The organism is Hymenobacter lutimineralis (assembly GCF_008271285.1).
Lineage (GTDB): Bacteria > Bacteroidota > Bacteroidia > Cytophagales > Hymenobacteraceae > Hymenobacter > Hymenobacter lutimineralis.
The window spans coordinates 17,452-39,783 of sequence record NZ_VTHL01000023.1; the positions used below are offsets into that span (position 1 = coordinate 17,452).

General features: G+C 60.6%; 16 protein-coding genes. 3 read left to right on the forward strand and 13 right to left on the reverse strand.

Features of this window, described 5'->3' with window-relative positions:
• Nucleotides 1-105: 105 nt before the first annotated feature.
• The 8 genes from araA to FY528_RS17720 form a co-directional block, all read right to left on the reverse strand.
• Nucleotides 106-1,596, reverse strand: a complete 1,491-nt coding sequence (gene araA, locus FY528_RS17685) for an L-arabinose isomerase (protein ID WP_149072357.1) — start codon at nucleotides 1,594-1,596, stop codon at nucleotides 106-108.
• 137 nt (nucleotides 1,597-1,733) lie between these two features.
• Entirely contained in the window at nucleotides 1,734-2,435 is a 702-nt protein-coding gene (locus tag FY528_RS17690; protein ID WP_149072358.1) for an L-ribulose-5-phosphate 4-epimerase, read from the reverse strand.
• On the reverse strand, nucleotides 2,432-4,165 hold the full coding sequence (locus FY528_RS17695; RefSeq protein ID WP_149072359.1) for a ribulokinase: 1,734 nt from the start codon (nucleotides 4,163-4,165) through the stop codon (nucleotides 2,432-2,434). The genes FY528_RS17690 and FY528_RS17695 overlap by 4 nt, the downstream gene beginning before the upstream one ends.
• A 121-nt stretch (nucleotides 4,166-4,286) precedes the next feature.
• Nucleotides 4,287-5,486 carry an aldose epimerase family protein gene (locus tag FY528_RS17700; protein ID WP_149072360.1) on the reverse strand — a complete coding sequence of 400 codons (1,200 nt, stop codon included), beginning with the start codon at nucleotides 5,484-5,486 and terminating at the stop codon, nucleotides 4,287-4,289.
• A gap of 327 nt (nucleotides 5,487-5,813) precedes the next feature.
• Nucleotides 5,814-7,502: a family 43 glycosylhydrolase gene (locus FY528_RS17705; RefSeq protein ID WP_149072361.1), complete on the reverse strand. Its 1,689-nt coding sequence runs from the start codon at nucleotides 7,500-7,502 to the stop codon at nucleotides 5,814-5,816.
• A gap of 45 nt (nucleotides 7,503-7,547) precedes the next feature.
• Nucleotides 7,548-8,636 (reverse strand): glycoside hydrolase family 43 protein, encoded by a 1,089-nt coding sequence (locus FY528_RS17710; protein ID WP_222931836.1) that lies wholly within the window; start codon nucleotides 8,634-8,636, stop codon nucleotides 7,548-7,550.
• A 47-nt stretch (nucleotides 8,637-8,683) separates the two neighbouring features.
• Complete coding sequence (locus tag FY528_RS17715; RefSeq protein WP_149072362.1) at nucleotides 8,684-10,210, reverse strand: RagB/SusD family nutrient uptake outer membrane protein; 1,527 nt, start codon at nucleotides 10,208-10,210, stop codon at nucleotides 8,684-8,686.
• A gap of 57 nt (nucleotides 10,211-10,267) precedes the next feature.
• Complete coding sequence (locus tag FY528_RS17720; RefSeq protein ID WP_149072363.1) at nucleotides 10,268-13,453, reverse strand: SusC/RagA family TonB-linked outer membrane protein; 3,186 nt, start codon at nucleotides 13,451-13,453, stop codon at nucleotides 10,268-10,270.
• Nucleotides 13,454-13,959: 506 nt separating this feature from the next.
• On the opposite strand from FY528_RS17720, the gene FY528_RS17725 reads away from it, so the two are divergent.
• Nucleotides 13,960-15,465 carry an SDR family oxidoreductase gene (locus tag FY528_RS17725; protein ID WP_149072364.1) on the forward strand — a complete coding sequence of 502 codons (1,506 nt, stop codon included), beginning with the start codon at nucleotides 13,960-13,962 and terminating at the stop codon, nucleotides 15,463-15,465.
• Here the strand turns inward: FY528_RS17725 and FY528_RS17730 are convergent.
• From FY528_RS17730 to FY528_RS17740, 3 genes are all read right to left on the reverse strand, one after another.
• Nucleotides 15,424-15,654, reverse strand: coding sequence for a DUF2905 domain-containing protein (locus FY528_RS17730; protein WP_149072365.1), 231 nt, complete (start codon nucleotides 15,652-15,654; stop codon nucleotides 15,424-15,426). The two genes, FY528_RS17725 and FY528_RS17730, sit on opposite strands and share 42 nt — an antisense overlap.
• A gap of 7 nt (nucleotides 15,655-15,661) precedes the next feature.
• On the reverse strand, nucleotides 15,662-16,597 hold the full coding sequence (locus tag FY528_RS17735; protein ID WP_149072366.1) for a hypothetical protein: 936 nt from the start codon (nucleotides 16,595-16,597) through the stop codon (nucleotides 15,662-15,664).
• 140 nt (nucleotides 16,598-16,737) lie between these two features.
• On the reverse strand, nucleotides 16,738-19,281 hold the full coding sequence (locus FY528_RS17740) for a type IA DNA topoisomerase (RefSeq protein ID WP_149072367.1): 2,544 nt from the start codon (nucleotides 19,279-19,281) through the stop codon (nucleotides 16,738-16,740).
• 164 nt (nucleotides 19,282-19,445) lie between these two features.
• Between FY528_RS17740 and FY528_RS17745 the strand changes: the two genes are divergently transcribed.
• Entirely contained in the window at nucleotides 19,446-19,850 is a 405-nt protein-coding gene (locus tag FY528_RS17745) for a hypothetical protein (protein WP_149072368.1), read from the forward strand.
• Nucleotides 19,851-20,048: 198 nt separating this feature from the next.
• The gene (locus FY528_RS17750; protein ID WP_149072369.1) at nucleotides 20,049-20,327 is read left to right on the forward strand and encodes a hypothetical protein; all 279 of its coding nucleotides are present in this window, start codon (nucleotides 20,049-20,051) and stop codon (nucleotides 20,325-20,327) included.
• A gap of 280 nt (nucleotides 20,328-20,607) precedes the next feature.
• Here FY528_RS17750 and FY528_RS17755 read toward each other — a convergent pair whose 3' ends face one another.
• Together FY528_RS17755 and FY528_RS17760 are read right to left on the reverse strand one after the other, a co-directional pair.
• The gene (locus tag FY528_RS17755; protein WP_149072370.1) at nucleotides 20,608-21,312 is read right to left on the reverse strand and encodes a hypothetical protein; all 705 of its coding nucleotides are present in this window, start codon (nucleotides 21,310-21,312) and stop codon (nucleotides 20,608-20,610) included.
• A gap of 388 nt (nucleotides 21,313-21,700) precedes the next feature.
• Nucleotides 21,701-22,234, reverse strand: a complete 534-nt coding sequence (locus FY528_RS17760) for a DUF1573 domain-containing protein (RefSeq protein ID WP_149072371.1) — start codon at nucleotides 22,232-22,234, stop codon at nucleotides 21,701-21,703.
• Nucleotides 22,235-22,332: the final 98 nt, after the last annotated feature.

Sequence of the window (22,332 nt, forward strand, 5' to 3'; positions counted from 1 at the left end):
GTTGAGAGCCGGAAGATAGGCCGCACACGTTTGCTGCGGGCTATGCTGCCGCCAGTAATTGCAGAGCCGGCCCGCAGCCCGGCCCCGCAATTACTGCTGCTGCCCCTACCGCTGGCTGAAGGCCACGTCGTTGTAGCGCAGCTCGTTTTTGAAGGTGCGCAGCTTGGTTTCGTCGTCGATGATGACGTACTCGATGCCCGCCATTTCGGCAAAGTCTTCGAGGTACTCGGCCGTCAGGTTCTGGCTGTAGCCGGTGTGGTGGGCGCCGCCCGCCAGAATCCAGGCCGCCGCGCCGGTGCTCAGGTCGGGCTTCACTTTCCAGAGCACGCGGGCCACGGGCAGCTTGGGCAGATCCTGCTCGGGCGCTACGGCTTCCACCTCATTCACCACCAGCCGGAACCGGTGACCCAGGTCCACGATGGTAGCATTTAGGGCCGGGCCGGCGGGGCAGTTGAACACCAGGCGGGCCGGGTCGGCCTTGCCGCCAATGCCCAGCGGATGCACTTCTACCTTGGCTTTGCCTTCGGCAATGCTGGGGCAGATTTCGAGCATATGGGAGCCCAGCACCAGCTCGTTGCCGGGCTGGAAGTGGTAGGTGTAGTCTTCCATGAAGGAATTGCCGCCGGGCAGGCCCGCGCCCATCACCTTCATAGCCCGCACCAAGGCCGAGGTTTTCCAGTCGCCCTCCCCGCCGAAGCCGTAGCCCTCCGCCATCAGGCGCTGGGTGGCAATGCCGGGCAACTGAGCCATGCCGTGCAAATCCTCGAAAGTATCCGTGAAGCCGATGGCACCGGTATCCTGCAGGAACTTGCGCATGCCCACTTCAATGCGGGCTGCCTCGCGCAGACTTTCGCGCTGGTCGCCGCCTTCTTTGAGGGAGTCGCCCAACTCGTATTCCTGCTCATAAGTAGCCAGCAGCTCGTTTACCTGCTCGTCGGTGGCGGCGTTAATCACCGCTACCAGGTCGCCGATGCCGTAGGTGTTCACCGAGTAGCCAAATTTCAGCTCGGCTTCTACTTTGTCGCCCTCAGTCACGGCCACGTAGCGCATGTTGTCGCCGAAGCGCACGATGCGGGCGCCCTGCCAGTCGGCCCAGGCGCAGGCGGCGCGGGCCCAGATGCTAAGGCGCTCCTGCACGTCGGCGCTCTGCCAGTGGCCTACCACCACTTTGCGCTTCACCTTCAGGCGGGCTCCAATGAAGCCAAACTCCCGGTCGCCGTGCGCCGATTGGTTGGTGTTCATGAAGTCCATGTCGATGTCGGCCCACGGAATGTCGCGGTTGAACTGGGTGTGCAGGTGAGCCAGCGGCTTCTGCAGAATCTTCAGGCCGTTGATCCACATTTTGGCCGGCGAGAAGGTGTGCATCCAGGCAATCAGGCCCACGCAGCCCGGGGTGGTATTAGCTTCCTGCACCAGCTTGGTAATGCCATCCGGGCCAGTTAGTACCGGCTTGTACACAATCTTGATGGGCAGGGCCGAGCCTAGGGCTTCGGCAATCTGCTGGGAATGCTGGGCCACCTGCTCCAGAGTTTCGGGGCCGTAGAGGTGCTGGCTGCCGGTGATAAACCAGGCTTCGTAGTGGGAAAGGTCAATCATGGTCGGGATGAAGTATCGTGGGAATGTTTGGTCCTGCTGAGCGGAGTCGAAGCATCTCTACCTCTGACTAACTCAATCGTGAAAACGAAGCGGTAGAGATGCTTCGACAAGCTCAGCATGACACGTTCATTGAGCGTTTAGCGCTGGCCGTAGTAGGAGTTGGCGCCGTGCTTGCGCTCGTAGTGCTTTTGGATGAGGGCTTGCTTGAGGCGGGGCACATCGGGGCGGAGGGTGCAGCTGAGGTAGGCCATGCGGGCTACTTCTTCCAGCACGGCGCTGTTGTACACCGCTTTTTCCACCGTTTTGCCCCAGGTAAAGGGCGCGTGGTTGCTGAGCAGTACCATCTCCACTTCCCTGGGCGAGAGGCCGCGCTTTTCAAACTCGTTGATGATCTGCCAGCCGGTCTGGTGCTCGTAGTTGCCGGCAATCATGGCATCATCCATGGGCGGGGCGCAGGGCACGTCGGCCGTGAGGTGGTCGGCGTGGGTAGTGCCCAGGATGGGAATATCCAGTTGAGCCTGGGCCCAGGCGGTAGCGTAGGTGGAGTGCGTGTGCACAATGCCCCCAATTTCGGGCCAGTGCCGGAACAGCACCGCGTGGGTTTTGGTATCCGACGAGGGCCGGCCGGAGCCTTCCACGGTGTTGGCGTCGAAGTCCACAATCACGATGTCCTCGGGCCGCAGCGTATCGTAGGGTACGCCGCTGGGCTTGATGGCAAATACGCCCTTGTCGCGGTCTACCACGCTGGCGTTGCCGAAGGTGAACAGCACCAGCCCGAGTTTGGGCAGCTGCATGTTGGCTTCGTAGCACGCCTGTTTCAGGTCCTGGTACTGGCTCATGCGGTTTGCTCGGCTAAAGAAGGTTCAACCACGGAAGCTTCGCGCTTGGTCTGGCTTTCCACGAACTGGCCTAAGGCCTGGTACTGCTCGTAGCGGGCCTGGTAGTCGGCCACGCGGGCGGGGTTAGGCTCATAGGTTTCGGCAAAGCCGCTGCCCATAGTTTTCTGCGCCGTCAGTACATCGGCGTGGATGCCGGCGGCCACGGCCGCGTACATGGCCGAGCCCAGGGCCGGCGCCTGCTCCGACTTGGCAATCTTGATGGGACGGTTGAGCACGTCGGCCAGGGTCTGCATCACGAACTGCGACTTCTTCGCCACGCCCCCGATGCCGATAACCTGCTTGATGGGAATGCCTTCCTGCTCGAAGCGCTCCACAATCATCTTGGAGCCGTAGCAGATGGCCTCTACCAGCGCCCGGAAAATCTGCGGAGCCGAAGTACCCATGGTTAGGTTCACCAAAGCGCCTTTCAGGGCCTGGTTGGCGTCGGGCGTGCGGCGGCCGTTCACCCAGTCCAGCGCCAGCACCTGCGACTCAGCGGGGTCTACCGTGGCGGCGGCCTTGGTCAGCTCCACCAGCAGCTTGTCGCTCAGCTCTTCGCGCAGGGCCTCCTGCTGCTCGGTGGTGAGCGTGCCCGACTGCGGTAGCAAGGCCTGCAGGGGCCACTCCACCAGCTGCCGGAACCAGGCCAGCAAATCACCAAAGGCCGACTGCCCGGCTTCCAGGCCCAGCATGCCGGGAATTACGGAGCCATCCACCTGCCCACAGATGCCCTGCACCAGCTTGCTGCCGACTTCGGCGGTTGGAGCCACCACAATGTCGCAGGTGCTGGTGCCCATCACCTTCACCATGGAATAGGCTTCGATTTCGCCCGCCACCGCACCGGCGTGGGCATCGAAGGAACCCACAGCTACTACCGTGTTGGTTGTCAGGCCCAAACGGGCCGCCCATTCCTCCGAAAGATGACCGGCAATTTCGTCGGCCGTATAGGTTTCTTCGAACAATCGATTGCGCAATTCACCCAAAGAAGGTTCGAGGTAGTTCAGAAACTGCGCGGAGGGCAGGCCGCCCCAGCTCTCGTGCCACATGGCTTTGTGGCCGGCGGCGCAGCGGCTGCGCTTAAACGTAGCCAGGTCCTGGCCAGTGAGAAGCAGCGTTACCCAGTCGCAATGTTCCATCCAGGAGTGCGCGGCCTGGGCTACGGCGGCGTCTTCGCGCGTCACGTGCATGATCTTGGCCCAAAACCACTCGGAGGAGTAAATGCCGCCCTCAAATTTGGTGTAGTCCTCGCCGCCCCAGGTGCGGGCTTTGTGGTTGATTTCGGCGGCTTCATCCAGGGCCGTGTGGTCTTTCCAGAGCACGAACATGGCGTTGGGGTTGTCCTCGAAGCCGGGCTTGAGAGCCAGGGAAACGCCGTGCTCGTCCACCGCGCCGGGCGTGGAGCCGGTGGTATCCACGGCTATGCCCACAATCTGCTCGGCGGGCACGTGCTGGGCTACGCGGCGGATGCTGGCTTCCAGCCCTTCGATGTAGTCGAGCGGGTGCTGGCGGAACTGGTTGCGGGCGGGGTTGCAGTACTGCAGCTTTTTCCAGCGGGCGTAGTAGTGCACGGCCTGCGCCACCTCGGCGCCGGTGCGGGCATTGACCAGCAGCGCCCGCACGGAATCAGTGCCATAGTCGACGCCAATTACGTAGGCGTCGGCGCCCGGCGTGGCAGTTTGAGAGTTTTCCACGGGAGAAATGAATGTGCTAATGTGCGGGAATGTGCTAGTGTGCTAATGAAAAGGCGAGGTTGACCTACCAAGTGCAGCACCAGTGTTTCTGGCGCAGATGAGGTGTTAAACTCATTTCCCCCTATTTCCGAATGCCAAACTGGTAGCTGGTGGAGGACTTGAGCGTGTCGCCGGGCTTGAGTATGGTGTTCGGGAACTTGGGCTGGTTGGGCGAATCGGGGAAGTGCTGGGTTTCCAGGCAGAAGCCCGCGTGCTTGCCGTACACAGTGCCCCCCTTGCCGGTGAGCGTGCCATCAAGGAAGTTGCCGGTGTAGAACTGGATGCCGGGCTCGGTGGTGGTTACCGTCATGGTGCGGCCGGTGGCGGGCTCATACACCGTAGCTGCGGCGTGCAGGCCGCTGGTTTGGTTGAGCACCCAGTTGTGGTCATAGCCGCCGGGCACCTGGGCAATTCGCTCCCCAATGGCGTGGGGCGTGGTAAAGTCGAAGGGCGTGCCTTTCACCGGGCGCAACTCCCCGGTCGGAATCAGGCCGGCGTCTACTACGGTGTAGCGGTCGGCGGGCAGGGTCACCTCGTGGCCCAGAATATCCTTACCAGCGCCGTGGTTGAGGTTGAAGTAGGCGTGGTTGGTGAGGTTGACGGGTGTGGCCTTGTCGGTGGTGGCCGAGTAGTCGATTTTCAGCGCGTCGTCATTGGTGAGCGTGTACACGACCGTCACCTGTAGATTGCCGGGGTAGCCCTCCTCGCCGTCCTTGCTCAGGTAGGTGAGCTTGAGCGTTTGGCCCTCGGCCGAAGAACCGGGCTCGGCCTGCCAGATTACCTGGTCGAAGCCCTTGTTGCCCCCGTGCAGGGTGTTGGCCCCGTTGTTTTTGGCCAGCGTGTATTCCTTGCCGTCGAGGGTGAATTTTCCGGCTTTGATGCGGTTGCCGTAGCGCCCGATCAGGGCCCCGAAGTAGGGATTCGACTTGCGGAAAGCCGGGCTCTGGTAGCCGCTTACGTCGTCGAACCCCAGCACCACGTCGCCGAGCTTGCCATCTTTGTCAGGCACCAGCAGACTGGTGAGCGTACCACCAAAGTTGGTAATGGTCGCCTTCAGGCCGTGGGCATTGGTAAGCGTGAAGAGCTGCACCTCGGTGCCGTCGGTGGTTTTGCCAAAAGAAGCGGAAGCAGGCACAGCGGCAGCAGCGGTTTGGGTGGAATCGGAGGAGGTAGCGGTGGTTTCGGCAGCTGAGCCAGCCGGCTTTTGCTGCTCACAGGCGGTAGCGGCCAGCAGCGTAGCCAAGCCGCCTACCAGCAGCCCAAAAGAGGAAGAACGTACCATTACGGGAACAGTCAGGTGGGAGTTAGATGCGTGGGAGGTCGGCTGGGCAACCGGGAAGTCATCCCCTTTTCTGGTTGGGCCGGCAAGCGCCGGGCTGGGGGCTGAATCTGGCAACCAAAGTATAAATTATAATTGGTTTACACAATCGTTTGTGTTTTTTTTATCCGCTTTTTTTCTTCCTCTGCTGCTCTTTTCCGGTTTTCAAAATGCATAGTTATGCAAGTGGCCAGAGGAAATTCCCCTGGCCACTTGCTCACCCGCCGCTTGGATTTGCAGCCCCAGAGCGGCTCCGCTCCCCCTCTCCTGCCCTACTTTACTACGGAAGTCTTAGTGCACCACCAGGGTTTGCGAAAACTGGCGCACTCCCTGCCGCACCCGCACCAGATACAAGCCGGGCGCCAGGGACGTAGCCACCTGCTGCCGGGCCTGCGGGCGCTCCAGCGTTTGCCGCACTACAGCCTGCCCTTGCAGATTGAATAGTTCTACTGTCACGGCCGTAGAGGCGCACAGCTCTCCTAGCTCCAGAGTAAAGCCCGTGCGGGCCGCCGGCACCGGGAAGATGCTCACGCCCGGTAGTTTCTGACCGGCTTTGGAGGCGGTACTTACATCCGGGGTGGCTACCACCCACCGCTGCGCGGCCGCTCCGGTGTAGTTGGCCAGGGCCAGCTGGGTGCCGGCAGTAGAAGCGCCCCCCGGCACGCCAATCACGCGGTTGCCGTTCAGAGCCGACCACACAAACGTTCCGTCGGCCGCCCGGTCCAGGTGAAACTGCTGGCACCCCTGTGTTTTATACGCGTCTAATTGTAGAAGGGCCCCGGCTTCTTCGGCACAGTTAGCCACCCCGGCCGTCAGCCCCCCCTGGGCACTGGTGATTTTATAGTCGCCGTTGCCCAGAGCCGTTAGGTCCCAAAGTTGGCAGTTCAGGCCGGAGGCCACATTTTGCTCCACAGCCTTCCCGGCTTCCCCGGAGCAGTTCAGGGTATTCCATACCAATGCGCTGGATTGGTTCTTGATGGAATAGCGGCCCGGGGTCACCCAGTTGCGACTCACGCTGGGCCAGCCAGTGGCACTCCAAGTGAGCTGGGCCAGCCCCAGCTTAGGCGCCCCATTGTCGTAAGAATCATAGTAATGGTGGGAGAAATACGTTACGCCGTTTTCCTCCAGCAGCCCCGCGTGGCCCGGCCCCACGTAGCGCCCCGACGAAGCCAGCACCGTAGTGCCGCCATTCTGATTGAGGTTAACGCCGTTCTGATCCAGAAACGGGCCGGTAGGCGACGTAGAGCGGCCCACCAGAATGACATACGTGCTACTTACTCCCCGGCAGCAGGCTCCCCGGTTGAAGAATATATAGTAATAGTTGCCGTGCTTGGTCAGGAAGGCGGCTTCGGGGTCGCCGTTTACCACCGAAAACTGCGTGGTGGAGGAGCCGTTGATGGGTTTGCCGGTGGAGGGGTCCAACTCCAGCACGCGCAGCCCGCTCCAGTAGGAGCCGTAGCTAAACCACACTTTCCCGTCGCTGTCTTTAAACAATGCGGGGTCAATGGCATTCACGTTGCTGCCCGCGTTGGTCGAAATTACCTCGCCCTGATCAACCCATTTGTAGTTGGGGCTGGTCGGGTCGAGCGTCACGTTAGTAACCAGGCCAATGGCCGACACGCTAGAGCCGAACGTGGAGCAGGAGTAGTACAAATAGTACTTGCCGTTCATGTAAATGCAATCCGGCGCCCAGAAGGTCCCTTGAAAACCGGGCACTTTGCCGTTGATCCACCCTGGGTAAGCTTTGTTGGGGAACACCGCTCGGGGCCCCGGCTGCCAGTTCACCAGATCGGTGGAATAGAGGCTGTAGATACCATCGCCCGTAGCGAAGGTCCAGTACGTGTTGCCTTCCTTGATGATGGTGGAAGGGTCGTGTACGCCGGTGAGGCCCTGCAGCGCCAAGACAGGCCGCACGCCAACCAGCAATAATAGCAGGAAGGCCAACCGGCACCAGCCGGGTATCCAATGAAAAGTACGCATACGCTTAAGGAAAATAATCAGAAGAAATTACCCCGGAGGCGGGGCCTACTCGCCGCTGGGTTTAACCAGGGGCGTGTTGATGGGAACGGGGCTGCCGAAATTAGGCGTACCATCGGCATTCCAGGTAAACTTTTGCATCCGGGGGCTGCGCTCATCAAAGCATCCTTCGCCTGGATTGGCATTAGCGTGATACACCAGCCAGTTTTCCGTCCCGTCTTTCGATACGAAAAAGCCGTTGTGGCCCGGGGCATAGGCGCGGCTGCCTGCGTTCTTGGAAAACACTGGCTTGTCGGATTTGTGCCAGGAGGCCGGCAGCATAGGATCCGCCGTGGCCGAGGTGGTGAGCAGGCCCAGGGAATAGTCATCGGTGCCGCAGAAGCTGGCCGAGTACACCAGAAAGGTTTTGTCGGCGTGCTTGAGGATTTCGGGACCTTCGTTTACGTAAGGTGGCCCCACGGTTTCCCAGCTGTACTCGGGGTGGGAAAGCTCTACCCGCGGCCCCTCCAGTGTCCAGGGGTTGCTCATCTTCGAAATGTAGAGGCGCTGCACCCCGTCCTGCCCATTGTGGCCCGACCAGATGAAGTACCGGTTGCCGTTCTGCTCCAGCACGGTGCCATCAATAGCCCAGAAGTCTTCCGTGGGATTGAAAATCCGGCCTTTATTCGTCCAAGTACCCTGGGTAGGATCGGGACTGGCGTTTTCCAGCACCCAGGTGCGCTGGCGGCCCAGGTCGCTGCCCTCGGGGCCAGCGGAGTAGTAGATGTACCACTTCCCGTCAAAGAAATATAGCTCGGGTGCCCACAGGTTGCCGGAGGCCGGTCCCGAGGCGGGAGGCCGCCAGGCAATGGTGCTGGCAGCATACGCCAGGTCGCTCATCTTCGCCGTTTTCCAGATGCGCAGGTCGTTATAGGCCGTGTGCATGTAGTAATAGTAGCCGTCGCGCTGGGCTACCCAGGGGTCGGCGCCCACGGGCAGCAGCGGATTGGTGAAGGTGTTGGCCGGGGCGGGGGGCGCGGGCGCAGGCGGCGCGGGGTCGGGGCCGCCGCAGCTCAGCACCAGGGCCAGTACAGCCAGGGGCGCCCCGCGCCACCAGCTCCCGGTACCCATCAGCCAGGAAGAAGTTAGAAAAGCCATAAGCAGGAAGCCGGCGACCCCACGCGGGGCCGCCGGCCGTAGCAGCGTTAGTAGCCCGGGTTTTGCTTTACGCCCGGGTCAATGTCGATGTCGCGCTGCGGAATGGGCAGCAGCTTGGAAATGCCGAGGCGGAAGTTGACGAAATCCACGTCGCGGGACTTCAGCTCCTCGATGCCGGCCTGGTCGTCCATCAGGCCCCAGCGCAGGATGTCAAACCAGCGCGTGCCTTCGCCGGCCAGTTCCTTGGCCCGCTCACTACGAATCAGCTGGCGCAGCTGGGCCTGGGTGTAGCTGCCCGTGAGGGGGGCCAGGTCGACGCGCCGGCGCACCTGGTTTACCAGTGGCAGTGCGGCGGCCAGCTGGTTAAGCTCAGTGAGGGCTTCGGCCTGCATCAGCAGTACATCGGCGTAGCGAATTACGCGGTGGTTGATGCCGGAGGTGAAGTTCTCGTTGGTGCGGGTACGGTCGTTGAGGTACTTGCGCCAGTACTGCTGGTTGGGGTTCCAGTTCCACTCGCCAAACGTCTTGCCGTAGAACCGGTCGGGGTTGCCGGCGTGAATGATGCTAATGTCCCGGCGCGGGTCAATCAGGTGCTTGGTGGTGCTGCCCGGGGCAAACGACACCGTGGAATCGGTGTAGGCCTCCAGCAGCCAGCGCCGGGGCTGCACGTCGGCAAACGTAGGACCGGGAGGGCCGAAGAAGTTGGGCCGGTCGTGGCTTTCGGAAGCGGAAGCGTTGTCCTGCCCCTGCCCTACTTCCAGCACGGCACCGGTAAACTGCACCTCAAACAACGACTCGCTGTTGTTCTCATTGGTATCGGTGAAGTTGTCGAGGTAGTTGGAAACGAGGGCAAACTGGCCGCTGTTGATAATTTCCGTAAACAGGGCCGATGCTTCGGTGTACTTACGCTGGTGCATGTACACCTTGGCCAGCAGGGCCTGGGCCCCACCTTTGGGCACGCGGCCTTTGTCGGCGGCCCCGTAGGTCACAGGCAGGTCGGGAATGGCGGCCTGCAGGTCAGCAATAATCTGGGCTTCCGTCTGGGCGGGCGTGGCCTGCACGGCCCGGGTGGTCACCACGGGCTCGTCCACAATCAGGGGCACGTTGCCGAAGAAGTACACCAGGTCGTAGTACGAGAGGGCGCGCACAAAGCGTGCTTCGGCCAGCAGCCGCTTTTTCAATGTCTCGTCCATGCTGATACCGGGCACGTTGTTCAGCACCTGGTTGGTGCGGTAAATCGTGCGGTAGTAGTCATTCCAGGCAAAGGAGGAGATGAAGAAGTTGTTGTCGGGGGTGATGAAGCGCGTGAAGTTGGCCAGCTCCACGAAGGGGCTCTGGCTGTACGACTCATCGGAGCGGTGGGCCATGAAGTGCCAGCTGCGGTAGTAGCAGGCAAACTGCTGCAAACCCGAGTAGCAGGCAAATACCCCTTTTACGGCATCGTCCTGGGTTTTCCAGAACTGAGAAGTTGAGGGCGCATTGGGGTTGGTTTTATCCAGGAGGTCTTTCTCGCAGCCCGTCGTCAGGAACAGGCTGCCGGCCAGCACAAGGGTGGCTACTTTATGGAGTTTCATATCGGAAGCAAAAGCGGTAAGGTGGGGGAAGCGCTCAGCAGCACGTTCCGGGTCAGATTAGAAGTTCACCTGCAGGCCGCCGGTGAAGCTGCGCACGTTGGGGTAAGCGCTGTCGTCGACGCCCCGGCTGAAGAAGCCGGTTCCGGTGATTTCTGGATCGAATCCCGTGTACTTGGTGAAGGTGAACAGGTTGCGGGCCGTTACGTACACCCGCACGCTTCCCAGGCTGGGTACCCGGCTAGTGAGCAGTTTGGGAACAGTGTAACCCAGCTGCACGTTTTTCACGCGCAAGTAAGACCCATCTTCCAGCCAGCGGGTGGTGTTGAACATGGCATTGGAAGCAGCAGCCTCGCCCAGGGCGCCGGCGCCGCCGCCCTGCAGCAGACGAGGCGTGGTGGTGGAGGGATTTTCGGCCGTCCAGGGCGTTACGTCGGCATTGTAGTTGTTGGGGCCGTTGTAGCTTTCCAGGGCCCGGCGGGCTACGTTATAAATCTTGTTGCCCGTTACCGCCTGCAGGAACACCGATAGGTCAAAGCCTTTGTAGCCGGCATTCAGGTTCAGGCCCATCTGCAGCTTCGGAATCGACTGCCCGGCGAAGATGCGGTCGGAGTTGTCGATTTTACCGTCGTCGTTCACGTCCTTATAGCGCACGTCGCCGGCCGAGGCGTAGGGTTGAATCACCTTGCCCGCCGAGTTTTTGTAGTTATTCACTTCTTCCTGCGACTGGAAGATGCCATCGAAGGGAATCAGGAAGAACTCACCCAACGACGTGCCCAACTCGGAGCGCGTCACGCCCTCGCCGCCCCCGAAGGTCTGGCCTTGCACCGGCACCGCCGTAATGCGGTTTTTGATAGTGGTAAACGTAAAATTGGCGCCGTAGGTGAAGTCCGACTTAGTTTGCTGATAGCCTACTTCCAGCTCGAAGCCGCGGTTTTCCAGGTTGCCCGCGTTCTGGTAGAGCACGTCGCCGAAGTGCCCCAGGTAGGTGGGCACCTGCACCGGCGCCAGGGCCTTGCGGGTTTCGGCAATGTAGTAATCGGCCGAGAAGTTGAGGCGGCCGTCGAGCAGGCTAAGGTCCAGGCCGGCGTCCTTGGTGTAGCGCTCCTCCCACTGCAGGTCGGGGCTGGCCAGCGCCAGCTGGGCCGAGCCGTTGACGATGCGCTGGTCGGTGCCAATCACGTAGTTCACGTTCTGCCCCACAATGGGCGTGGTCAGGTAGTTGCCGCCGTAGGAGCCAAACAGACCGTCGTTGCCATTCACGCCGTAGCTGGCGCGCAGCTTCAGGTTGCTAATCACGGGGCGCAGACCCTCAAAGAAATTTTCCTCGCTGACGCGCCAGCCCAGGGAGCCGGCCCCGAAGTTACCCCAGCGGTTCTGGAGCGCAAATTTCGAGGAGCCGTCGCGGCGGAAGCTGGCCGAAACCAGGTAGCGGTTTTTGTAGTCGTAGGTAGCCTGGGTGAAGAAGGAGCGGCGGGCATTCTCGGTAGAAATGCCCGAAATCACGCCCTTTTCCTGTCCCGCGCTTAACTCGAAGTAGTACTGAGGCACGGTGGTGAAGCCCTGGGTCTGGGCACTTACGTTGTGCTGGCGGTAGGCCTGCTGGGAGTAGCCGCCCAGCACGTTCACGTTGTGGTCGCCGAAGCTCTTGTTAAAGTTCAGCGTGTTTTCCGCCATCATGAACAAGTCATAGCCCAGGAACTCCGATAGGGAAGCCGTGGGGATGCGGGTGTTCTGGCGAATGATGCCGGCCTTCTGGGCATCGGCGTTGCTGTAGGTGTGGCCGTCGAGAGCGAGGTTCAGCCGATAGGTCAGGAAGTCGAAAAGGCTAAAATCCGCGCTGATGTTGCCGGCCAGGCGGTTATCGGCCTGGGTACGGCGCAGCAGCTCCTGGGCGCCAATAGGGTTGGTGGCAAACGTATTCAGGATGGGGGAACCCGTGCCGTAGCCACCTTCGTTGGCCGCGTCGTACACCGGAATGCTCGGAATGATGGTGAGCACATCAATAAAGGGAAACCCGTTGAGGAGGGTTACATCCAGGTGGGTGAACTGGGCATTCTGCTGGAGCTTAAAGCGGCCCCGGCTCAGGCCCGAGTTTAGGCGCAGGCTGTAGCGCTTGAAGTCGGGGCCCTTCACAATGCCTTCCTGGTGGAAGTACTCCCCGGAAATCAGGAAGTTGGTTGTGGCTTTGTCGCCCGTGCTGCCGCCCGAGAATGTGAGGTTGTAATCTTCCAAAGTACCGGTCTGGAAAAACTCATCCTGCCAGTCGGTATCAATGTTCGGGTTGAAAGCTCCACCCGGTCCTTTCACGGCCCCGGCCAAGCTGTTCTGGCCGTTGTTGAGGGGGTCGAGGCCGGCGTTGGCGTAGGCCACCACGGCGCGGTCGGCCCACTCACTGGCGTTGGTCAGGTTGTAGCGCTTGTACACGTTGTCTACCCCACGGTAGCTATTAAAGCTGATGGAGGGTGCTCCGGCTTTGCCTTTCTTGGTGGTAATCAGAATAACCCCGTTGGCTCCGCGCGACCCATAAACGGCCGTGGAGGAAGCATCCTTCAGGACCGTAAGAGTGGCAATATCGTTAGGGTTCAGGTCACGGATGTTTTCCGTCCAGAGTCCGTCAATTACATAGAGTGGGCCGCTGGCCGCGTTGCCAAGGGTACCAATGCCCCGAATGGTGATAACGGGGGCGTCGCCAGGACCACCGGAACCTTGCACCTGCACGCCGGCAATGCGGCCCTGCAGGGCTTGGCTGGCCGTAGCTACCGGCGACTTGGTAGCCTCTTTTACATCCAGGCTGCTCACGGCGCTGGACACGTTCTGACGGTCCTGCGTGAGGTAGCCCACCACGACTACTTCACTCAGGGCATTCACGTCTTCTACCAGCGTCACGTTTAGGTCAGTTACTGTCCCCGTGCTGCCTGCTGGTACCACTACTTCCTTGCGCACATACCCAATGTACGTAAACAGGAGGGTGCTGCCGGATGGCGCGGAAATGACAAATGACCCATCGGAGTTGGTCGACGTACCGTTGGTTGTCCCTTTTACCAGCACCGTCACGCCTGGTAGCGGGTCACCGTTCTCCTGCGTCACCCGGCCGCTCACCGTTAAGTCGGCCAGCCGCAGCCCGAGGCTACTGGTGTCCGGCCGGTGGGCTGCCTGAGCCGTTGCGCTCAGCAGCGCCAGGGGAGCACAGAACAGGAGTGCCGGTAGCGTTAGCCGGCGCGCAAGGGGTATGGGCTTTTTCATAAGGGAAGAAATGTGGGAATTTTTATTGACAACACAAACGATTGTGTTTTTGATACTTTCACAATCGTTTGTGTAAGAAGGCAAAAAAAAGAGGGGTTCATGCGGCCCTCGCCCTGGTTGTGGGCAATGGACCTTGTTTCCGCTTCTGCAACAGGTTAGCAGAACTATTGTTGGCTGGGAAACACGGCAAGGTTAACAAATTTGTCACAGATAACCAACAGCGCACTTCCGTTTTATGACGATAAATTTTAAAACCGTCTTCATCTACATAAACGATAATGTAAATATTACGCCGAAATCCTTTGCGGCAAGTGGTTTTGCGTGCCTCCTGCTCTGGTCAAAAAGGCCGACTAAGTGTAGCTCCTTAAGCCGTTCAAGGCTATACAGCCTACTTGGTCTTCCAGCCTAACGTTCGGCCAACAGAGGAATGGGACACTCCTATGACCTCTTACCGAACTAAACCCGTAACGGGAAGTTAGTATAGTCCCACCACTTACCGCCTGGCCATGAACATTCTGCTTACTGGTGCCAATGGCTACATTGGCCAGCGTTTGCTTCCTCTGCTGGTACAGGCCGGTCATCAGGTCACGTGCCTTGTGCGCGATGCGCGCCGCGTGACCATGCCCGAGGCGGTGCGCCAACAGGTGCGCGTAGTACAGGGCGACCTGCTACGGCCCGATTCTCTGGTTGATCTGCCGCTTGACGTGGAGGCGGCTTACTACCTGGTGCACTCCATGAGCGGGCACGACAAAGACTTTTTCCGGCTGGAGCAGGAATCGGCCCACAACTTCGCGCAGTACCTCAACCGCACCACGGCCCGGCAGGTGGTCTATCTTTCTGGCATTGCCAACGACCGCGCCCTGAGTGTGCACCTTCGTTCCCGCAAGGCTGTGGAAAAGGTGCTGCGCAAGCAGGCCCGCGCCCCGCTCACGGTCCTGCGCGCCAGCATCATCATCGGGTCAGGGTCGGCCTCGTTTGAAATCATCCGGGACCTGGTGGAGAAACTACCGGTGATGGTGACGCCGCGCTGGCTGAACTCGCGCTGTCAGCCCCTGGGCATCCGCGACGTGATGCACTACCTGCTGGCCGTGCTCGACAACCCCGCCTGCCAGGGCCGCTCCTTTGACGTGGGCGGGCCGGATGTGCTGACGTACCGGCAGATGCTGCTGGAGCTGGCCCGTATCCGGGGCTACCGGCGCTATATTTTTACGGTGCCCGTACTCACGCCCCGCCTTTCCTCCTGGTGGCTGTATCTGGTGACCAGCACCACCTTTTCGCTGGCCCAAAGCCTGGTAGAAAGCCTCCGCAACGACACCATCGTGGACCCGGCCCGCAGCATTGAGGCCGTAGTGCCCCACGCCTGCATGCCCTACCGCGCCGCCGTAGAGCTGGCCTACCAGCGCATCGAGCAGAACGAGGTGGTAAGCAGCTGGAGCGATGCCCTGAGCAGCGGGGTGATGCCTCCGGCCTACATGGACCACATTCAGCTGCCCAGGCATGGTATTCTGCAGGACTGCCGGCGCCTGCGCTTCCGGCGCGACCCGGAGGCTGTGCGTCGCAATGTGTGGCAGATTGGCGGGCAGCGGGGCTGGTATAAGGTAGACTGGCTGTGGCGGGTACGCGGGCTCCTGGATAAGCTAGTGGGCGGCGTGGGCCTGCGCCGGGGCCGCCGCTCCCCCACCGACCTGCGCGCCGGCGACCCACTCGACTTCTGGCGCGTGCTGGTAGCCGACCGTGCCGCCCGCCGCCTGCTGCTCTATGCCGAAATGAAATTACCCGGCGAGGCCTGGCTGCAGTTCCAGATTTTGCCCAACGACGACGGCACCCACACCCTGGAGCAGCTGGCCGTATTCCGGCCCCGGGGTCTGGCAGGTCGCCTCTACTGGTACTCCCTGGTGCCTTTCCACGCCGTCATTTTTCGGGGAATGGTGGAGAATATCGTCGAGTACGACGGCCCGACGGCCCGCGCCTTACCCACCCCACCGCCGCCACAGCCAGAGCACAGCACTTAGCAGCAGGCTCACCAGCAGCATAGACACTATAGGCGCGTAGAATCGAACCCCCGGCCGCTCCACCCGAATATCACCAGGCAGGTGGCCAAACCAGCCCAGCAGTCGGCCCCCACCCAGCCATAGAAACGCGCCCAGCAGCACAATGGCGAGGCCAAGGAAAATAAGGGTTTTTCCGAGTTGGGGAGACATGGAATTATCATTTTTTAGTTGGTATCCAACTCTGAGTCTTGCGAAGAGAATGCAGCAATGTGTATAAGCGAGTCAAGCCAAACGAGCCTATTCCCCCCTTATCGTCCACTTGCACCTGACGACCATCTGCGTACACCACGTGCAGCACAATGTATGGCACGTGATTGTGGCCGATCCGATAGGTACGGTTCAGCTTGTCTGGTTGCAGGTAATTCAAAAGTTCGCCCACTTGTTGTTGTGCACGACTGGTGAGCTTAGTAGCCAAGTCCTCACACTTCTTTTTTGCCTCATCCAGCACTGGATACTCGCAAGATTTATAGATAACGCTGTCCTGAGGTCCAATACGTATTGATATTTCCTCAACCTCATGATAGGCGAAGTGAGAGGTATACAGAAGACTATCAACTCGGGCGCTTGTTGGAGCAGGATTATATTCTATCAATCCCCCAAAACGGTATGACAGCAGGAATTCTTGGCGGCCATCTTTCTCTAACGGTTCCGTGATCAGGAAGGGCCTACCGTAATCCGCATACGCAATCAGCGGTTGGACTCCTTGATAGACAATGCGCGCTACCGGACAATAACGGTAAAACTGTCGGCCGAAATCTTCCAGGACCAGACTGTCGCCCATATTCAACACGCAGATGACTTTACTTTTCTCATCATAATGTGTACCAGTAATGAGCATGTCTATCAAACCATTCCCGTCAATATCTGCCTTCTCCCATGCCTTCACTTTCTCGCGCTTGTACAGCTGCTGTACGCGCTTGTCGGCAAAACGAAGCCGGGAATCCACAACGAAATTCTTGTAATAGTCATCCAACGATCGGACCATCTGCTGAACAGCAGCGTCTGTATTTAGCGCACCTAATTGACCCGCTGGCTGAGCCAATGCTGACGGAACCCACACGAACAGTAAGAACAGGATACTATTAACTTTCATTGTTTTGACTAACTATTGCTCCTCTGGAATCTATAAAAAGTACGTTTACTGTCATGCTGAGCGGAGCGAAGGACCTTAGCATGTTAGAATCTATCCTAACATGCTAAGGTCCTTCGCTCCGCTCAGCATGACAGACGGGGTTAGCTCTGCCCGAAAATCGGCTCGATGCGGCCTTCGGGGGTTACTTGCAGCACGGCTTCGTAGCGGTTGCCGGTTTTGCTGGACACGAAGCCGCGGATGACGCCGGTTTTGCCTTTGCGCAGGAGCTGGTTCATCTGGGCGTCAGTGAGGGTTTTGCCACCCCACTCGAAGGGCACGCGGAACTGGCAGTCTTCGCGGAAGCGGGAGCAGCCCCAGGCACCTTTGCCCTTTAGCATCTGGCCCAGACGGCACACCGGGCACGGTATCTGGCCGGGGTCGGTGGGCGTGGTGGGCTTGCTCTCGGCGGCGCGCACCAGCTCCAGGGTGCGCTGGGGCGTGAGGCGGATAGCCGCGTCGAACTTCTCGCCCGCATCGTTCAGGAAACCCTTCATCACGGGCGTGCGGCCTTTTTTGAGCAGGTCGCCTACTTGCTTGTCGGTGAGCTTTTTGCCCTCGAACTCCGGAGGCAGGCGAAACTGGCAGCCTTCCTTCCAGCGCGAGCAGCCCAGGGCCGTTTTGCCGCGCAGCACGTGGCCGCCTCCGCAAGCCGGGCACGGCCCCAGCGCCCCCGGAACGGCGGGCGTAGGCGCGGCCTTGGGCGCACTGGCCTTGGCGCCCACAGCGGCTTTCTGGCCGGTGAGGTCGGCCAGCTCGGGCTTGTGGATGCTGATGCCGCGGCCGGAGCCGTCTTGCTTTACTTCCTGCACCATTTCGCGCACCAGCCCCTTCAGCTCGTTCAGAAACTGCTCGGGCTCCAGCTGGCCGCCTTCAATCTGGCGCAGCTTCCGCTCCCACTGCCCCGTCAGCTCCGCCGATTTGAGCGTGGGGTTGCGGATCAGGCCAATCAGCTCCACGCCGGTGGCAGTGGGCACCACCTTCTTTTTGTCGCGGCGGATGTAGCCGCGCTTGAACAGGGTTTCGATGATGGCTGCCCGCGTAGAAGGGCGGCCGATGCCGTTTTCCTTCATGGCCTGGCGCAGCTCCTCGTCGTCTACGTTGCGGCCGGCGGTTTCCATGCCGCGCAGAAGCATGGCCTCGGAATACTCGCGCGGGGGCTGGGTCATCTTGGAGTCCAGGCGGGGCTTGTGGGGGCCACTTTCGCCTTTCTCGAAGCTGGGCAGCACGGTGTTTACCACGTCATCGTCGCCCTCGCCGGCGGCTTTGGGGGCCGAGGGCGCCTGCTGCTTTTCCGGGTCGCCGTAGACGATGCGCCAGCCGGGATTGAGGATCTGGCGGCCCCGCACCCGGAAGGTGCGGCCGGCCGCGTCGGCGGTTACTGTCGTGTTGGAGACTTCGCAGTCGGGGTAGAAAGCGGCCAAGAAGCGGCGCACGATGATGTCGTACACACTTTGCTCGTGGTGGCCCAGGCCACCCGCGCTGGCCCCGGTGGGAATGATGGCGTGGTGGTCGGTGACTTTGTTGTTGTTGAAGACCTTGGGACTCTTCTTGATTTTGGCGGCCAGCAGCGGGGCGGTGAGGCCCGCGTAGGCCCCCAGTCCGCGCATGATGCCCGCAATTTTGGGGTACTGGTCGTCGGGCAGAAAGGTGGTATCCACGCGGGGGTAGCTCACCACTTTCTTTTCGTAGAGGCCCTGCACGGTTTTGAGCGTGTCTTCGGCCGAGAGACCCAGCTGGTTGTTGCACTGCACCTGCAGGGAGGTCAGGTCAAACAGGGCAGGCGGGCTTTCCAGGGCCTTCTTGATTTCGACGTTGGTTACCATCAGGGGCACGTCCTTCACGGCGGCCATGGCGGCATCGGCTTCCTCCTGGGTTACAAAGTAGCCGCGGGCTTTCAGGCGGGCCTTTTCGTCGGGCTCATCATCGTCCTTGCCTTTCTTTACGGGCGCTACGTGGCTGAACATCGTGCCCCGGTACTCGGTGCGCAGCACCCAGTAAGGCTCGGGCCGGAAGTTCTGGATTTCGTGGTAGCGGTCCACCAGCAAGGCCAGCGTGGGCGTTTGCACCCGCCCGATGCTGAGCACCTGGCGCTGCCCGGGCGCGTACTTGAGCGTGAACAGGCGCGTGGCGTTCAGCCCCAGGAGCCAGTCGCCCACGGCGCGGCTTTTGCCGGCCTGGTAGAGCTTCTCGAACTCGGCCCCGTCGCGCAGGTTGGCAAAGCCCTGGCGGATGGCTTCCTCGGTGAGCGACGATATCCAGAGGCGCTTGATGGGCTTGCGGTACTTGGCCTCCAGCAGTACCCAGCGCTGGATGACCTCCCCTTCCTGCCCGGCGTCGCCGCAGTTGATAACTTCCTCGGCCGAGGCCAGCAGGTTCTTGATGACGTTGAACTGGCGCACCACCCCGTCGTCGCGGCGCATAAGCTTAATGCCGAAGTTCTCGGGCAGCATGGGCAGGTCGTGGATGCTCCAACGCTTCCACTCGGGGCGGTAGTCTTCGGGCTCGCGCAGCTGGCAGAAGTGCCCAAACGTCCAGGTAACCTGGTAACCGTTGCCCTCGAAGTAGCCATCCATTTTGCGGCTGGCGCCCAGCACGTGGGCAATTTCGCGGGCTACGCTGGGCTTTTCGGCAATGCAGACTTTCAACTCTCGGGGTTCTCTCTCGTGGATGATAGCACCGGCACCAGGCCGGCAGGGAATCAACAAAGATACGCCGCGAAAAGGTCGTTTGGACTGCCCCAACGTCACCAAGCTACTCCGATGTATTGCTAAACAAAACGTCTAGCTTAGTGGCCCCTACTTGTATGACTATGTCGTTTCGCTGGCTATTCGCTGTTTTGCTTATTGGTACCGCTTGCAGCCAGGATGGTGCCCGGACCCCAGAAAATTCGACTGCCGCCCCAAGCTCCTCCGATACACTGGCGACAACGCCCTCGGCAGCACCACCAGCGCCAGTAGCCGCCGAGGCTGATGAGAAAACCGTCAAAAAGCCGTACGACCTCACGCAGCCTATCGATTCGGCGGGACTGCGTGCCTGCCAGCTTTTGCCCGCCGATGAAAGCCGGCAGGATTCTTCCCTCCGGATCTATCTGGCAAACCTCAACCGCATTGTTGAGGCGCGGGATGCGCAGGGGCTACTGGCCTTAGTCGACACCAATACCGTTTCGAGCTACGGAGGGGGCGAATACGGGTCCCGCGATTTTGCTCGTACCTGAGAGCTGCACCGGGGCACGGCTTCGCCCATCTGGCCCAAGCTTCGGCGGATTCTGGCGCTAGGCGGTGTATTCACGCAGGGCGACGAAGGTCGCGAGTTCCGCCTGCCTTACGCCCAAGCCACTGAGCGCATCAGTTGCGCAAATGGCGCTGACTGGTATACCGCGGCCGTATGCCTGAAGCCCGCCACGGAAGTACACGTGCAAGCCTCGGCCGCATCAGCAGTGCGGGCGCATTTACCCTACAGCGTGGTGAACGTGGATGAGGAACAGGATGCGGGTAGAAACTGGGCAGAGCTGTATTGTCCGAACAAGCCTAATTCCAGCTGCGCGAGTTGGGTGCGCGTCTCCGATATGCGCAACCGCCCGCTCGGCTACGTCCGCACAGCCGACCTCTGCTTCACCGTCGATTACAAGCTGAGCCTGGTGCTTAAGTCGCCCGGCCACTGGCGCATTGCAGCCTACGCCCCCTTCGACTAAAGCCATTAGGTAAGTTATTTCGGCCTGTACGCGCGTACCATTGGCATTTCGGCAGCCAGGAGGGCTTGGTACGCGCGTACTATGACCGTCCAGGCCCCAAAATGCCATAGTACGCGCGTACCAAGCCTATTTCAGGACCAAGATGCCCGCTGTACGCGCGTACCATGCCCGTTTCAGCAGCAAAATGCTAATGGTACGCGCGTACGGCGGCCGTTTCAGCAGCAAAGAGGCCGTGGTACGCGCGTACCACGGCCTCTTTGCTACAGAGTGGCTTTCCCCGCTACTGAGGTGGTAGCAACTCCTTAGGCGGCTTGCCTCCCGACTTTGAAATCAACGCCCGGCTTAAATCGAAAAAGGCGGCGGCGCGCCTGGGGTTTTCATAGTAGGTGAGCAGCAGCAGGGCGTAGGCGCGGAACAGCTGGCGGCAGGTGGCCTCGCGACCGTCGTGGAGGTCAGTGCGGCCGGTCTTGGTGTCCTTCTGGGCACCGTCGGCGCGCTGGAGGGCGCCTTTGAGGGCCTTGTGCAGGGCGGCGCCCTCCTCGCGCAAGGCTACCGGAAACACGGCGGCGCGGGCCGCCAGGGCATTCAGAAACGCGGTAAAGGCCTCGAGCACGGTGGCCTGGCTGCTGCCGGTGAGGCCGCTGCGGCCCCGGGGGAAAATGGCTTCCAGGTCGGCCGATCCTTCGTCGTAGGCGGGGTTCACGTACTTACGCTCCACGCGCTTCACGTAGCCCTTGAAATCGGTAAGGGCCTGAGCCACCGTTAGGGTGGCTTCCTTGCCAGCCCCGGAAAGCTGCCCGCTGTGGGCGGCTTGGTAAGCGGTGAGGGCGGCCTCAAGGGCCGTGATAAGGTCTTTGAAGGTGGTGGCGGCCTCGGGGGCTTTGCGCAGGGCGGCCAGCGTGAAGGCCGCCATGTCGCCAAACTCGGCGCGGTTCAGCCGCAGGTTGAGAAAGAAATTATCGAATCGGGATTGGTATTTGGCCATTGGGCAGGCATAAAGGAGTGAATAAATAACCGGGGTCCGGGCGTTGGAGCCGGGAAAGAAATATAGCCGTATTCTCATAATAAAATACTACCCGCCCGGCTCCCCGACTATGTGCACGCAGCCATAGTTCTGAACCTGGGGGTGTAGGGGGTGGCTTTTCTCGTTGCGGGCGCCCGTAGTAGTGACTCTTTCCAAGGTGGCGCGAAGCATATGGCATTGAGCGTAGCCTGGGAGGTGGTGGCCCATCAGGCGCAGCCGGGTGGGCTTCTGCTGGCTAGTACCACCCCGCTGATTGCTTTACCAAGGCGCCCAAATAACGTGCGAACAGAACACAAAAAAGGCGCCCCGTATCCACGAGGCGCCTTCTTTATTGGAGGTCAAAACCGACCTACGAGTTCTTCTTGTGCTTGGCCTTGATTTTGGCGTCGCCCATTTTGGTTTTCTGCTTCACGTTGGCGTCGGCGGGGGCGGTTACCTCAGTTTTGGCGGGATTGGCGGCGGCAGCCGTAGTAGCGCCGCCTTCCCGGATTTCGCCTACCAAGGATACCATCACCTGACCGGAGGCCGAGTTGGAGTCAATGGTCAGGACCTTGTTCTGCATGCCCATTTTGCCGGCCGAGTTGAATTTGGCGGTGATAGTGCCGGTCTTGCCGGGCATCACGGGCTCCCGCGTCCACTCGGGGGTGGTGCAGCCGCAGCTAGCCTGGATGTTGGAAATGACCAGCGGCGCCGTGCCGATGTTTTTGAACGTGAAGGTGTGGTCGACCACGTCGCCGGGCTTAATCACGCCGAAGTCGTACTTCATTTCGGCAAACTGAATCTGCGGGCCGGCGGCCTGCGTGGCGGCAGCGGGAGTAGATTGGGCCTGGGCGGCGGCACCGCCCAGCATCAGCGACAGGGCCAGAACAAGGACTTTTTTCATGACTGGGAAGTTGAGAAGGTAGGTATTATTCAAAAGTAAGCGTTTTGCGGCCCGCGCCAATTATCCTGCCAGTTTAAGAATACCGACATGAGCGTTTG

Coding starts and splice junctions, on each gene's coding strand:
- araA (WP_149072357.1), bottom strand. CDS start 1,596: ATGATTGACCTTTCCCACTACGAAGCCTGGTTTATCACCGGCAGCCAG.
- FY528_RS17690 (WP_149072358.1), bottom strand. CDS start 2,435: ATGAGCCAGTACCAGGACCTGAAACAGGCGTGCTACGAAGCCAACATG.
- FY528_RS17700 (WP_149072360.1), bottom strand. CDS start 5,486: ATGGTACGTTCTTCCTCTTTTGGGCTGCTGGTAGGCGGCTTGGCTACG.
- FY528_RS17705 (WP_149072361.1), bottom strand. CDS start 7,502: ATGCGTACTTTTCATTGGATACCCGGCTGGTGCCGGTTGGCCTTCCTG.
- FY528_RS17710 (WP_222931836.1), bottom strand. CDS start 8,636: ATGGCTTTTCTAACTTCTTCCTGGCTGATGGGTACCGGGAGCTGGTGG.
- FY528_RS17715 (WP_149072362.1), bottom strand. CDS start 10,210: ATGAAACTCCATAAAGTAGCCACCCTTGTGCTGGCCGGCAGCCTGTTC.
- FY528_RS17720 (WP_149072363.1), bottom strand. CDS start 13,453: ATGAAAAAGCCCATACCCCTTGCGCGCCGGCTAACGCTACCGGCACTC.
- FY528_RS17725 (WP_149072364.1), top strand. CDS start 13,960: ATGAACATTCTGCTTACTGGTGCCAATGGCTACATTGGCCAGCGTTTG.
- FY528_RS17730 (WP_149072365.1), bottom strand. CDS start 15,654: ATGTCTCCCCAACTCGGAAAAACCCTTATTTTCCTTGGCCTCGCCATT.
- FY528_RS17735 (WP_149072366.1), bottom strand. CDS start 16,597: ATGAAAGTTAATAGTATCCTGTTCTTACTGTTCGTGTGGGTTCCGTCA.
- FY528_RS17745 (WP_149072368.1), top strand. CDS start 19,446: ATGTCGTTTCGCTGGCTATTCGCTGTTTTGCTTATTGGTACCGCTTGC.
- FY528_RS17755 (WP_149072370.1), bottom strand. CDS start 21,312: ATGGCCAAATACCAATCCCGATTCGATAATTTCTTTCTCAACCTGCGG.
- FY528_RS17760 (WP_149072371.1), bottom strand. CDS start 22,234: ATGAAAAAAGTCCTTGTTCTGGCCCTGTCGCTGATGCTGGGCGGTGCC.